This is a genomic window from Hydrogenophaga sp. LT287 (assembly GCF_055702805.1).
This window is the reverse complement of the sequence record NZ_JBVPZC010000001.1, coordinates 150116-164405: the sequence shown is the minus strand read 5'-3', so window position 1 is coordinate 164405 and position 14290 is coordinate 150116. Positions and strand designations below refer to the sequence as shown.

Genomic DNA, 14290 nt, shown 5'->3' with positions numbered 1-14290 from the left:
GGGTGTTCGGCGTTGAGAGGCGCTGGGCACCGGCATATTGGCCAGGCGCCCGCGTCTCAACGACCACCGTCGGTTACTTGGTGAGGATGAAGCCCTTGAGCTTGGCGAAAGCGGCCTCAATCAGGGTCTTTTGCTGCTCTTGGTGCAGGTGCGCATAGCCCACGGCAGGCGAAGCGGAGGCAGCGCGACCGGCGTAACCGAGCTTCTGTCCGTCCAGCATGTTCTCGTGGATGTAGTGCTGCACAAAGAACCAGGCACCCTGGTTTTGCGGCTCGTCCTGGCACCAGACAATGTCGGTGGCGTTCGGGTACTTGCGCACCTCCGCACCAAACACCTTGTGCGGAAACGGGTAGAGCTGCTCGACACGGATGATGGCCACATCGTCAGCGCCCTTCTCTTCGCGCTTCTTCACCAGGTCGTAGTACACCTTGCCCGAGCAGCAGATGATGCGCTTGACCTTGTCGGCGCCCTTCACCACGGCAGCGTTGTTTTCCGGAATGACCGTCTGGAAAATGCCTTTGGTGAACTCGCTCAGAGGCGAGGTCGCGTCCTTGTTGCGCAGCAGCGACTTGGGCGTGAAGATCACCAACGGCTTGCGCAGGTTGCGCACCATCTGGCGGCGCAAGATGTGGAAGATCTGGCTGGCCGTGGTGGGCTGCACGATCTGCATGTTGGTGTCAGCCGCCAGCTGCATGAAGCGCTCCAGGCGCGCCGAGCTGTGCTCCGGGCCCTGGCCTTCGTAGCCGTGCGGCAGCATCAGCGTGATGCCGTTCACACGGCCCCACTTCACTTCGCCAGACGCAATGAACTGGTCGATCACCACTTGGGCACCGTTGGCGAAATCACCGAACTGCGCTTCCCAGATCACCAGGGTGTTCGGGTCGTTCGACGCATAGCCGTATTCAAAACCCAGCACAGCCTCTTCAGACAGGATGGAGTCGATCACGACAAAGGGAGCCTGGTTGTCGGCCACATTTTCCAGCGGCGTGTAGGTGCCGGTGTCCCACTTTTCACGGTTCTGGTCGTGAATCACCGCATGGCGGTGCGTGAAGGTACCGCGGCCGCAGTCTTCGCCCGACAGGCGCACCGGGAAGCCGCTGGCCACCAGGGAAGCAAACGCCATGTGCTCACCCATGCCCCAGTCCACCGGAATGTCGCCACGGCCCATGGCGGCGCGGTCGGCGTAGACCTTCTTCACCAACTGGTGCGGGGTCACGCTTTCTGGGATGGTGGTCAGGCGGTCGGCCAAACGCTTCCACTCCGCCATCGGAATGGCCGTGTCGCCCGCATCGGTCCACTTTTTGCCTAGGAAGGGCGACCAGTCGACCGCAAACTTGCTCTTGAAGTTGGTCAGCACCGGGTCTACCGTGTGGCGACCGGCATCCAGCGCAGCACGGTACGACTTGGACATGTCATCGCCCAAGGTGTCACCCAGACCCTGCGCAGAGAGTTTGTCGGCGTAGAGCTTGCGGGTACCGGGATGTGCCGCGATCTTGCGGTACATCAGCGGCTGGGTCAGGCTCGGAGTGTCCTGCTCGTTGTGGCCGAGTTTGCGGAAGCAGATGATGTCGAGCACCACGTCCTTGCGGAACGTCATGCGGTATTCCAGAGCCAGCTGGGTGGCCAGCACCACAGCCTCTGGGTCGTCACCGTTGACGTGCAGCACGGGCGACTCAACGCCCTTGACGATGTCGGTGCAATACAGCGTGGAACGCAGATCGCGCGGGTCGGAGGTGGTGAAACCGATCTGGTTGTTGATGATCAGGTGCACCGTGCCGCCGGTGGAGTAACCGCGGGTCTGGGCCAGCGCCAGCGTTTCCTGGTTGACACCCTGGCCGGCAAAAGCAGCGTCGCCATGCACCAACACGGGCAGCACTTGTTTGCCATGCGGGTCTTCGCGGCGGTCCATACGCGCGCGCACCGACCCCTCCACCACCGGGTTCACAATTTCCAGGTGCGAAGGGTTGAATGCCAACGACAAATGCACCGGGCCGCCAGGCGTGGACACGTCAGAGCTGAAACCCTGGTGGTACTTCACATCACCAGCCGGCAGGTCTTCAGGCGCCGTGTGATCGAATTCAGCAAACAAATCTTTGGGCATCTTGCCCAAGGTGTTGACCAGCACGTTCAAGCGACCACGGTGGGCCATGCCGATCACGATTTCCTGAACGCCCTGGCTGCCTGCGAGCTGAATCAGCTCGTCCATGGCGGCAATGAAGCTCTCGCCACCTTCCAGCGAAAAGCGTTTCTGGCCCACGTATTTGGTGTGCAGGAAGCGCTCAAGTCCCTCGGCGGCGGTCAGGCGGTCGAGGATGTGCTTTTTCTTGTCGGCGTTGAAGGCCGGCTTGCTGCGGATCGATTCCAGCTTTTCCTGCCACCAGCGTTTTTGCGCCTGGTCGCTGATGTACATGTACTCGGCGCCAATGCTGCTGCAGTAGGTTTCGCGCAGTGCATTCAGCAAGTCCCGCAAGGACATGACTTCCTTGCCGAAAAACGTGTTGCTGGTGTTGAACACGGTTTCGAAATCGGCGTCGGTGAAACCGTAAAACGCTGGATCGAGTTCGGGAATGTGGTCGCGCTCGGTGCGCTTGAGCGGATCCAGGTCGGCCCAGCGGGCGCCGACGTTGCGGTAAGCCGCAATGAGCTGCTGTACAGCCACGCGCTTGCGACCCAAATCGGAGTCGGCGCCAGCGGCGATGACAACCTTGGTACCGCCTTGTTTGGCACGCTCGGCAAATGCATTGATGACGGGCAGGTGGGGCACATCGCGGGCATCGCTGCCGTCGACGGCTGGCACGTGCTGCAAGGCGTCGAAATACGCCCGCCAGGTTTCGGACACGCTACCCGGGTTGTCCAGATAGTTTTCGTACATCTCTTCCACATACGGCGCGTTGCCGCCGAAAAGGTACGAGTTGCCTTTGTAGGCAACATAGACGTTGCCCCCGTTTGCTTGGGAATCGCTCATAAATCCGCTGACCTCCGTTTCCCTACAGGAAACATTAGCTGGTAAAAAAAACCTTCCGCGACACGGCTGAACCGATTGGCGGATGCGACAGTGGCTGTGGAAGGACCTGACTGCAAACCAAGATTGTGCCACCTTGGCCGGGTCTGATGTAAAAAACCAGCCCCGTGCGCAAAGCGGGATGTGAATCGGGTGGAATGTGTTGCACGGTCGCCAAGCGACAGCCTGGTGTCAGCGACCTTCAGGTCTGGCAACAACCATTGCTGCGAGGCGCAGGACCGGAGCGCCCGATCACCAGGGCGCCAGACGAGAATGCGACGCCACTGCGCGGGTGGGCCGGCAGCGGCTCAGTTGCTCAGGAAACGACGCGGGGCGACAAGCGCTCAGAGGCAGGCACGGTACTGGGCTCGTCCATCTCAATGGCGATCTGGGTGCACACCGTGCGGCACAGCGTCACGGCCTTTTCGCTTTGAACCCGGTAAATCACCTGGGTGCCGTCTTTGCGCTTGGCCAGCACGCCCGCCCGGTACAAAAGGTTCAGGTGCTGCGACAGGTTCGGCTGTGTGGTGTCGATTTCTTGCAGCAGCTGCGACACCGATTTTTCCTTGTCACACAACGCGCTCAGGATGCGCAGGCGCATGGGCGTAGCCAGCACACCGAACAACTCGGCGGCCAACTCGAACACACGAACCTTTTCCACGTTTGCATCGGATTCGATCATTTGTTCCATGGCGGGCATCACTTTTGTCTATATAAGCATGAATCATACTTACAAAAGCTGACGATGCCCACGGGTTTTTGTCGGGCTTCAAACCACGCCTCGAACACACAACTATTGACCCAACGCAAACCGCAAGGGGTTCGGCAGTCACCGCCCGACCAAAGGGCGCGGCGCCGCCGAACCTCCCAGCGCTTTCAGACCAGCAAATCCTTGATTTGCTGCAGCGCGGCCGGGTCGTCCATGGTGGTCAGGTCGCCTGCGTCGCGGCCCTCGCACACGGCCTGAATGGCCCGGCGCAGCAGTTTGCCGCTGCGGGTCTTGGGCAACACGCTGACGAAGCGCACGCGAGCTGGTCGCGCCACAGCGCCCAGTTGCTCGTCCACCAGCTTCATGACCTCGCCCTCCAGCTTCAGGCGGGAAGCCTCGTCGGTCAACGATGAGGCGTCTTTCACAACGGCAAAAGCCATCGCAACCTGGCCCTTGAGCTGGTCAGCCACGCCCACCACCGCCACCTCGGCGATGCGTGGGTGGCTGGAAATGCTTTCCTCAATCTCCCGGGTGCCCAAGCGGTGACCGGCCACGTTGATCACGTCGTCGGTGCGGCCCAAGATGAAGTAATAACCGTCTTCGTCGCGAATGCCCCAGTCAAAGGTGCTGTAAACCACCTTCCCCGGCACGCTGGACCAGTAGGTCTTGACGAACCGTGCATCGTCGCCCCAGATGGTCTGCATGCAGCCCGGTGGCAATGGACCTTCAACGGCGACCACCCCTTTTTTGTTGCCGCCCTTGAGCTCTTCGCCGGTCTGGTCGTCCAGCAGCTTGACGTCGTAGCCGTACACCGCTTTGCCTGGTGAGCCAAACTTGCTGTCGGCTTTCTCCACGCCATTGCAGATAGCCAGGATGGGCCAGCCGGTTTCGGTCTGCCAGTAGTTGTCCACGATGGGCTTGCCCAGCTCGTCAGAAATCCACTTGGCGGTGGTTTCGTCCAGCGGCTCGCCCGCCAGGAACAATGCCTTGAGGCTGGACAAATCGTATTTTTTGATGAACGAAGAATCGTATTTCTTGAGCACACGCACGGCTGTGGGTGCACTGAACATGACCGTGACCTTGTATTTTTCAACCAGCTCCCACCAGATGCCAGCATCTGGCCGAATGGGCAGACCTTCGTACATGATGGTGGCCATGCCACCGATCAACGGGCCGTAGATGATGTAGCTGTGCCCCACCACCCAGCCAATGTCGCTGGTAGAAAAGTAGGTTTCACCGGGTTCGCCCATGTAGATGTGCTTCATGGAAGCGGCCAGTGCCACGGTGTAGCCACCGGTGTCGCGCTGAACGCCCTTGGGCTTGCCGGTGGTGCCGCTGGTGTAGAGCGTGTAGCTGGGGTGCGTGGCGTCCACCCACTCGCAAGGCACCACGGTGTCCATGTGTTGGGCGCGCGCAGCGCTGTAGTCCACATCACGGCCCTCCACCGCTGCGAATGCCGCCAGGCCGCGGTTAACCATCACGACCTTGGATGGCTTGTGAGCAGACAGTTTGATGGCTTCGTCCAGCAGCGGTTTGTATTCCACCACCTTGCCACCGCGAGAGCCAGCGTCAGCGCTGACGATGGCAACCGGCGAAGCATCTTCAATGCGGCTGGCCAGAGAATGGCTGGCGAAGCCACCAAACACCACCGAGTGAATGGCGCCAATGCGCACGCAGGCGAGCATGGCGAAAGCGGCTTCGGGAATCATGGGCATGTAAATCAGGACGCGGTCGCCCTTCTTCACGCCTTGGTCCATAAGGATCGCCGCCATGCGCTGCACCTCAGCGTGCAGTTCACGGAAGCTGTAGATCTTTTCCACATCGGTTTCGGTGGAGACAAAGATAAGCGCGTTCTGGTCGGCCCGGTCTTTCAGGTGCCGGTCCACGGCGTTGTGACACAGGTTGGTCAATCCGCCTTCAAACCAGCGCGCGAAGGGCGGATTGTCGTAGTTGCAAACCCGGTCAAACGGTTTGCGCCAGTCCACCAGCTGCGCCTGCTCGGCCCAAAAAGCGTCGCGGTCCTCAATCGAGCGGCGGTGGAATTCGGCGTAGCCTTGGGGATTGCTCATAGGAGTCTCCTGCGTGGGGTGGTTTTTGCGGCAGCTGACGTGGGCCACCCGGAAGATCCCCGGCGGCTCAAACTGAATTCATAATTATGGAGTTCAGACTTGCGAGAGTCTGACAGCCCACTGTTTCGGTCTGCGCGAAACACATGGAACCGCTCTGGGGCCGGCGCCGCCAAAACAAACAAGGTGGCACAAACCAACTTGCTTCATCAAGGCCGCCCAGCGGCACGCTCCCTACGTCCCGCTGGCCCTCCCTCACGGCAGGGTTACTTGATCAGCGCATGCACGTCTCGAAACACGGGGTTGTCCGCTGACCGCAGCCATTCAAAAGCCACCATTTCGGTGGTGACCAGCTCGGCGCCCGCCCCGGCCAAGCGGTCAAACGCGGCATCGCGGTTGCGCTCGGTGCGGGAACTGCAGGCGTCGGTGACAACCCACACATCGAGTTCCTGCTCAATCAGTTCGAGCGCCGTTTGCAGCAGGCAGACATGGGCTTCGCAACCCGCCAACACAATGGTCGCCCGCTCAGGCATGGGTGCCGAGGGCTTTTGCAGATGCTTGGGCAGGCTGCGGGCATTGCCGCCCGCTGGGCGCGCGGGTGGCCGAAGCCAGTCGACCAAACCGTCTGACACCGCGCTGAAGTGCATTTTGGACAAGGTCCTCTGGCACAGGCCGCGCAACTCCGGCGGGTTGGGACCGAGTTTCTCCGGGTTTTGCTCGGTGCCCCATACCGGCACGTCCAGCAACTGCGCCATGCGGGCAAGTCGCACCGCGTTGGCCAGAACTTGGGGCCCCTCGAAAATCGCGGGCATCAAGCGGGACTGGTAATCAACCAGCACGAGCTGGGAATCTGTGACATCGAGCAGCATGGCAGTCTTTCTTCAAATCAAACGAAATAACGTTGATTTTCGCAGTTCGCCACACCTGCGTGCCGACAGCGGCCAACTACAGACAAGCAACCGGCCACACCCAACCAGCACGGCGCTGAGACGGTGCGAACAGCCCTCAACCCCCGCTACCCTGCACGCTCGACCGTGAAAACGCAAGGTAACTTGCGGCAAATGTCATGCAAATCAACATGTTGCGAGCCTTTTCGCGCTTGACTTGCCTGAAAAACACCGATAATCTAAAAGTATGAAAAGTTGGATCCTTGTAGTTTTACTGAGTTGCAGCGCGGCATCCCATGCCGCGCCAGCCGATGCAGCGTTTGACGACATGGATACCTTGCTCGCCGAAAAAGGTCTGATGAGCCGCCTGGGTAGTCAAATCCAGCAGGCTCGGGAATCGGTTGGCGAGCGTGCCTCCAGTTTGGTCGTGAACGCGATGGGGTTCCTGGGCGTACCCTACAAATACGGTGGCAACAGCGCTGAAACAGGTTTTGATTGCAGCGGATTTGTGCGGGCGGTGTTCGAGCAATCCGTGGGCAAAGTGCTGCCACGCCGAGCTGCCGAGCAGGCCGCAAGCACCCAGGAAATTGACCGCAGCGAGCTGAAACCGGGCGACTTGGTGTTCTTCAACACCATGAAGCGGGCCTTCAGCCATGTGGGCATCTATGTGGGAGACGGAAAATTCATTCATTCCCCGCGCGCGGGCTCACATGTGCGGGTTGAAGACATGCGCATTGCTTATTGGCAAACCCGTTTCAACGGTGCTCGCCGGGTTCCCTTGCCCATGAACGCGGAAACCGCACAAGCCACAAGGCGCTGATCCCGCCAAGGATCGCGGTACGGCACACAAGCAACCGGGCATGCCCGGTTTTTTGTTGCCTGTCTGACATGAAGCCACCGCTGAGGGCAAGAGGTCAGAGCGCGCGCACAAAAGAAACGGCTCAACTCAATCAGGGTGGGGTCGATATGTACGCATATCCACCAGGAGTGATTTGAATGAGGTGCACAAACGGCTAGGAGCCCGCTGGTGTAGCGTCTGTTAACGTCAAAAAAGGGCCCGAACCGTTGCCGGTTCGGGCCTTTTTTTCTGATGGCGCTGAAACTGATTACTTCTTCGCGGGCGGCAAGTCGGTACAAGAGCCGTGCGCCACTTCCGCCGCCATACCGATGCTCTCGCCCAGCGTGGGGTGCGGGTGGATGGTCTTGCCGATGTCCACCGCGTCGGCGCCCATCTCGATCGCCAGCGCGATCTCACCGATCATGTCGCCCGCGTGGGTGCCGACCATGCCGCCGCCCAGGATCTTGCCGTGGCCGTGGGCCTCGGGTGAATCGTCGAACAGCAGCTTGGTCACGCCTTCGTCGCGGCCGTTGGCAATGGCGCGGCCCGAGGCGGTCCAGGGGAACAGGCCCTTCTTGACCTTGATGCCTTGGGCCTTGGCCTGGTCTTCGGTGAGGCCGACCCAGGCCACCTCGGGGTCGGTGTAGGCCACGCTGGGAATCACGCGGGCGTTGAAGGCAGCGGCTGCCAGTTCCTTGTTTCCCTGCAGTTCCCCGGCGATCACTTCTGCCGCCACGTGCGCTTCGTGCACCGCCTTGTGCGCCAGCATGGGCTGGCCCACGATGTCACCGATGGCGAAGATATGCGGCACGTTGGTGCGCATCTGGATGTCGACGTTGATGAAGCCGCGGTCGGTCACGGCCACGCCGGCCTTGTCGGCGGCGATCTTTTTGCCGTTGGGCGTGCGGCCCACAGCCTGCAGCACCAGGTCATATACCTGCGGCGCGGGCGCCGTGCCGCCGGGTTCGGCGCTCTCGAACGTCACCTCAATGCCTTCGGGCAAGGCGCGAGCGCCCACCGTCTTGGTCTTGAGCATGATGTTGTCGAAGCGCTTGGCGTTCATCTTCTGCCAGATCTTGACCAGGTCGCGGTCGGCGCCCTGCATCAGGCCGTCCATCATTTCCACCACGTCCAGGCGTGCGCCCAGCGTGCTGTAGACGGTGCCCATTTCCAGGCCGATGATGCCGCCACCCAGGATCAGCATGCGCTTGGGCACTTCCTTGAGCGCCAGCGCGCCGGTGCTGTCCACCACGCGCGGATCGTCAGGCATGAAGGGCAGGCGCACGGCCTGCGAGCCGGCGGCGATGATGCACTTCTTGAACGTGATCACCTGTTTTTTGCCGGTCTTCTCTTGCGACGTGCCGGTGGTTTCTTCCACTTCCACATGGTTCGCACCGACAAACGCGCCGTAACCGCGCACGGTGGTGACCTTGCGCATCTTGGCCATGGCGGCCAAGCCGCCGGTGAGCTTGTTGATCACCTTTTCTTTGTGACCACGCAGCTTGTCGATATTGACTGTGGGCGCGCCGAAGTCCACGCCGAGGTCGGCCATGTGACTCACTTCGTCCATCACCGCGGCCACGTGCAGCAGTGCCTTGGACGGGATGCAACCCACGTTCAGGCACACGCCGCCCAGCTGGGCATAACGCTCGACCAGCACGACCTTGAGGCCGAGATCGGCCGCGCGGAAGGCCGCGGAATAGCCACCGGGGCCGGCGCCGAGCACGAGCAGGTCGCATTCGATGTCGGCGCTGCCACCGAAGCTGGCAGCAGCAGGAGCCACGACCGGTGCTGCGGCAGGGGCAGCAACGGGAGCAGGTGAAACGGCCGCTGGCGCTGCGGCTGGCGCGGCAGGAGCGCTGGCAGCGCCCTCGCCTTCCAGCACCAGCACCAGCACCACCGAGCCTTGCTTGACCTTGTCGCCCAGGGCCACCTTGAGTTCTTTCACCACGCCGGCGTGCGACGAGGGAATCTCCATGGAGGCTTTGTCAGACTCCACAGTGATGAGCGACTGCTCGACCTTGACGGTGTCGCCGGGCTTGACCAGCAACTCGATGACCGCGACCTCGTCGAAGTCGCCAATGTCGGGAACCTGAATGTCAATCATTGCCATCGTCGGCTCCTTACAGCAGCACCCGGCGGAAGTCGCCGAGGATCTGGCCAAGATAGGCGTTGAAGCGGGCCGCAGCGGCGCCGTCGATCACGCGGTGGTCCCAGGTCAGCGACAGCGGCAGCATCAGGCGCGGCTGGAAGGCCTTGCCATCCCACACCGGTTCCATGTTGCTCTTGCAGACGCCCAGGATGGCGACTTCGGGCGCGTTGATGATGGGCGTGAAGTACCGGCCACCGATGCCGCCGAGCGAAGAGATGGTGAAGGTGGCACCGCTCATTTCGGCCGGGCTCAGCTTGCCGTCGCGTGCCTTCTTGGCGAGTTCGCCCATTTCCTGGCTGATCTGTAGCACGCCTTTTTTGTCGGCGTCCTTGATGACTGGGACCATCAGGCCGTTGGGTGTGTCGGCCGCAAAGCCAATGTGCCAGTACTGCTTGTAGACCAGCGCGTCGCCGTCGATGGAGCTGTTGAATTCAGGAAACTTCTTGAGCGCGGCCACGCAGGCCTTGATCAGGAACGCCAGCATGGTGACCTTGACGCCGCTCTTCTCGTTTTCCTTGTTGGTGGAAACACGGAAGGCTTCGAGGTCGGTGATGTCGGCGTCATCAAAGTTGGTGACGGCCGGGATCATGATCGCGTTGCGCAGCAGGTTGGCGCCGCTGATCTTCTTGATGCGGCCCATCTCCTTGCGTTCGATGGGACCGAACTTGGCGAAGTCCACCTTCGGCCAGGGGATCAGGCCCAGCTCGGAACCACCACCGCCGGTGGTGGCCGGTGCTTTCGCTTTCTGAGCCGCGGTTTGCACCGCACCGGCCATGACCGACTTGGTGAAACCTTGCACGTCGTCCAGCGTGATGCGGCCCTTGGGGCCTTTGCCAGGCACTTCGGCCAGCGGCACGCCAAGTTCGCGGGCGAACTTGCGCACTGACGGCGAGGCATGGGGCAGACCCAGTGCCGGTGTGGCCGTGGGGTTGTGCGCTGGCGCAGCCACTGCGGACGCTGTGGCCGCTGTGGCCGCTGCAGGAGCAGCCACGGCAGCGGCGGCCGAAGCAGCCGGTGACGCTGCGGGTGCGGCGGCCACAGGCGCCGGTGACGCAGCACCAACGGTACCTTCCAAAATCGCCAGCAAATCGCCGATGTTGACGGTGTCACCCACCTTGACTTTGAGCTCCTTCAACACACCAGCGTGCGATGAAGGAATTTCCATGGACGCCTTGTCGGACTCCACCGTGATCAGGCTTTGCTCCAGCTTGATGGTGTCGCCCGGCTTGACCATGACCTCAATGACAGCGACGTCCTTGAAGTCGCCAATGTCGGGCACCATCACCTGGACGGGACCCGAAGCAACTGGTGCGGCAACAGCCACCGGAGCCACCGCAGCGGCCACGGGTGCAGCCGCCGGGGCAGGGGCTGGCGCTGGAGCCGGGGCGGCTGCGTCACCCGCAGCCTCCACCACCAGGACCACCGAGCCTTGCTTGACCTTGTCGCCAATGGCAACGCGCAGTTCTTTGACCACACCTGCCGTCGAGCAGGGAATTTCCATCGAGGCTTTGTCGGACTCGACCGTGATCAGGGACTGCTCGGCCTTGACCGTGTCGCCCACCTTGACCATCAGTTCAATCACCACCACCTCATCAAAGTCGCCGATGTCCGGGACTTGTACTTCTATCAATGCCATATCTGTCTCCAATCAGATGTTCAATGCGCCGAAGCCGCCGTCTACCGTCCGGGAAACCGCCGGGCTGGCTTGGCCAGACGGCTGGTTTCGCCCCCTTGAGGGGGTAGCGCCACAGGCGCTGCGGGGTTGGGCCAGCGTCATGCGTACAAGGGATTCACTTTGTCGGTCTTGATACCGTACTTGGCAATCGCTTCAGCCACCTTGGCCACTGGCACGGTGCCCTCCTCGCTCAGCGCCTTGAGCGCCGCCACCACGATGTAATGGCGGTTGATCTCGAAGTGCTCGCGCAGCTTGCTGCGGAAGTCGCTGCGGCCAAAACCGTCGGTACCCAGCACTTTGTAGGTGCGGCCCTTGGGAATGAACGAACGGATCTGCTCGGCGTAGTTCTTCATGTAGTCGGTGGAGGCCACGACCGGGCCCGCGTGCGGCTGCAGTTGCTGCGTCACGAAGGGCACGCGCGGTGCTTCGGTGGGGTGCAGCAGGTTGAAGCGCTCAGCATCCTGGCCGTCGCGGGTCAGCTCGTTGAAGCTCGGGCAGCTCCACACGTCAGCCTGCACGCCCCAGTCTTGCGCCAGCAAGTCCTGGGCAGCGATCGACTCGCGCAGGATGGTGCCGGAGCCCAGCAGCTGCACACGCGTGTCGCCAGCCGCACCAGGCTTGCACAGGTACATGCCTTTGATGATCTGCTCTTCGGTGCCGGGCGTGAGGCCGGGCATGGCGTAGTTCTCGTTCAGCAGCGTCAGGTAGTAGAAGACGTTGTCTTGCTTCTCCACCATGCGCTTCAAGCCGTGGTGCAGGATCACGCCGACCTCGTGCGCGAAGGTCGGGTCGTAGCTGATGCAGTTCGGAATGGTGCCGGCCAGGATGTGGCTGTGGCCGTCTTCATGCTGCAGGCCTTCGCCGTTGAGCGTGGTGCGTCCGGAGGTGCCGCCCAGCAGGAAGCCCCGAGCCTGCATGTCGCCCGCAGCCCAGGCCAGGTCGCCGATGCGCTGGAAACCAAACATCGAGTAGTACACATAGAACGGCACCATGATGCGGTTGCTGGTGCTGTAGCTCGTGGCTGCTGCGATCCAGCTGCTCATGCCGCCGGCTTCGTTGATGCCTTCCTGCAGGATCTGACCGGCCTTGTCTTCCTTGTAGTACATGACCTGGTCTTTGTCGACCGGGGTGTACTGCTGGCCTGCGGGGTTGTAAATGCCGATCTGGCGGAACAGGCCTTCCATGCCGAAGGTGCGGGCCTCGTCCACCAGGATGGGCACCACGCGCGGGCCTAGGGCCTGGTCGCGCAGCAGCTGGGTGAGGAAGCGCACGTAGGCCTGGGTGGTGCTGATTTCGCGGCCTTCGGCGGTCGGCTCCATCACACTTTTGAAGGTATCGATCGACGGCACGGTGAAGCTCTCATCGGCCTTGGTGCGGCGGTGCGGCAGGTAGCCACCCAGTGCCTTGCGCCGCGCATGCAGGTACTGCATTTCGGGCGTGTCATCGGCCGGTTTGTAGAACGGCAGGTTGGGCAACTCGCTGTCCGGAATCGGCAGGTTGAAGCGGTCGCGGAAGATCTTGATGTCTTCGTCGGTCAGCTTCTTGGTTTGGTGCACGTTGTTCTTGCCCTCGCCCGACTTGCCCATGCCAAAACCCTTCACGGTCTTGATGAGCAGCACGGTGGGCTGGCCCTTGTGGTTCACGGCCTTGTGGTAAGCGGCGTACACCTTTTGCGGATCGTGACCACCGCGCTTGAGGTTCCAGATGTCGTCGTCACTCAGGTGCGCCACCATCTCGAGCGCCTTGGGATCGCGGCCGAAGAAGTGCTTGCGCACATAGGCGCCATCATTGGCCTTGAACGACTGGTAGTCGCCGTCCAGCGTCTCCATCATGATCTTGCGCAGGGCGCCGTCTTTGTCGCGGGCCAGCAGCGGGTCCCAGCCGCTGCCCCACAGCAGCTTGATGACGTTCCAGCCGGAGCCACGGAACTCGCCTTCAAGTTCCTGGATGATCTTGCCGTTGCCGCGCACTGGGCCGTCCAGGCGCTGCAGGTTGCAGTTCACCACGAAGATCAGGTTGTCGAGGTTTTCGCGAGCGGCCAGGCTGATGGCGCCCAGCGACTCGACCTCGTCCATTTCGCCGTCACCGCAAAACACCCAGACCTTGCGGTTCTCGGTGTTGGCAATGCCCCGGGCGTGCAGGTATTTCAGGAAGCGCGCCTGGTAGATCGCCATCAGCGGGCCCAGGCCCATCGACACCGTGGGGAACTGCCAGAACTCAGGCATCAGCTTGGGGTGCGGGTAGCTCGACAGGCCCTTGCCGTCCACTTCCTGGCGGAAGTTGAGCAGCTGCTCTTCGGTCAGGCGGCCTTCGAGGTAAGCGCGGGCATACACGCCGGGCGACACGTGGCCCTGGATGTAGAGGCAGTCGCCACCGTGGTTTTCGTTTTCAGCGTGCCAGAAATGGTTGAAACCAGCACCAAACATGTGGGCCAGGGAAGCAAACGAACCAATGTGCCCGCCCAGATCGCCGCCGTCTTCGGGGTTGTGGCGGTTGGCCTTCACGACCATCGCCATGGCGTTCCAGCGCATGTAGGCGCGCAGACGCTCTTCAATTTCAATGTTGCCGGGGCAACGCTCTTCTTCGTTGGTTTCGATCGTGTTGACGTAACCGGTGTTGGCCGAGAAAGGCAAATCGATGCTGTTCTGGCGCGCTTCTTCCAGCAGTTGCTCCAGCAGGAAGTGGGCCCGCTCCGGCCCCTCCCGCTCAATCACGGCGGCCAGCGCCTCCATCCATTCACGGGTTTCCTGGGAATCCACATCCCCGGCACCACGGCCATTGAGAGCGTCGGTCGCTGACATATGTTTGTCTCCTGTTGGTTTGCACAAAGCTTACGGCGGTCATTCCGCAGTGTCACGAATTTTCCCACAGCTTCTTTCAAATTTCAATATGTGCTTTCATTTTCTATATTGTGAAATTTAAGTGAGCGCGAAACAACGCATGAATCGACCGCATTTCTTCA

Annotated in this window: 8 protein-coding genes; 1 reads left to right on the top strand and 7 read right to left on the bottom strand. The window is 61.5% G+C overall.

Going from position 1 to position 14290, the window contains the following annotated elements:
* Positions 1-73: 73 nt before the first annotated feature.
* From AC0GNR_RS00745 to AC0GNR_RS00730, 4 genes are all read right to left on the bottom strand, one after another.
* Positions 74-2965: a 2-oxoglutarate dehydrogenase E1 component gene (locus AC0GNR_RS00745; protein WP_472899103.1), complete on the bottom strand. Its 2892-nt coding sequence runs from the start codon at positions 2963-2965 to the stop codon at positions 74-76.
* Positions 2966-3317: 352 nt separating this feature from the next.
* On the bottom strand, positions 3318-3692 hold the full coding sequence (locus tag AC0GNR_RS00740) for an ArsR/SmtB family transcription factor (RefSeq protein WP_472899102.1): 375 nt from the start codon (positions 3690-3692) through the stop codon (positions 3318-3320).
* 185 nt (positions 3693-3877) lie between these two features.
* Positions 3878-5827: a propionate--CoA ligase gene (locus AC0GNR_RS00735; RefSeq protein ID WP_472899101.1), complete on the bottom strand. Its 1950-nt coding sequence runs from the start codon at positions 5825-5827 to the stop codon at positions 3878-3880.
* A gap of 215 nt (positions 5828-6042) precedes the next feature.
* Positions 6043-6645 carry an isochorismatase family protein gene (locus tag AC0GNR_RS00730; protein WP_472899100.1) on the bottom strand — a complete coding sequence of 201 codons (603 nt, stop codon included), beginning with the start codon at positions 6643-6645 and terminating at the stop codon, positions 6043-6045.
* A gap of 265 nt (positions 6646-6910) precedes the next feature.
* On the opposite strand from AC0GNR_RS00730, the gene AC0GNR_RS00725 reads away from it, so the two are divergent.
* Positions 6911-7483, top strand: a complete 573-nt coding sequence (locus tag AC0GNR_RS00725) for a C40 family peptidase (protein ID WP_472899099.1) — start codon at positions 6911-6913, stop codon at positions 7481-7483.
* Positions 7484-7769: 286 nt separating this feature from the next.
* On the opposite strand, the gene lpdA is transcribed toward AC0GNR_RS00725, so the two are convergent.
* The 3 genes from lpdA to aceE form a co-directional block, all read right to left on the bottom strand.
* The gene (gene lpdA / locus AC0GNR_RS00720) at positions 7770-9614 is read right to left on the bottom strand and encodes a dihydrolipoyl dehydrogenase (protein ID WP_472899098.1); all 1845 of its coding nucleotides are present in this window, start codon (positions 9612-9614) and stop codon (positions 7770-7772) included.
* 10 nt (positions 9615-9624) lie between these two features.
* A complete protein-coding gene (gene aceF, locus AC0GNR_RS00715) occupies positions 9625-11289 on the bottom strand; it encodes a dihydrolipoyllysine-residue acetyltransferase (protein WP_472899097.1) in 1665 nt (554 codons plus the stop codon).
* A 137-nt stretch (positions 11290-11426) separates the two neighbouring features.
* On the bottom strand, positions 11427-14129 hold the full coding sequence (gene aceE, locus AC0GNR_RS00710) for a pyruvate dehydrogenase (acetyl-transferring), homodimeric type (RefSeq protein WP_472899096.1): 2703 nt from the start codon (positions 14127-14129) through the stop codon (positions 11427-11429).
* Between the last annotated feature and the right edge of the window lie 161 nt (positions 14130-14290).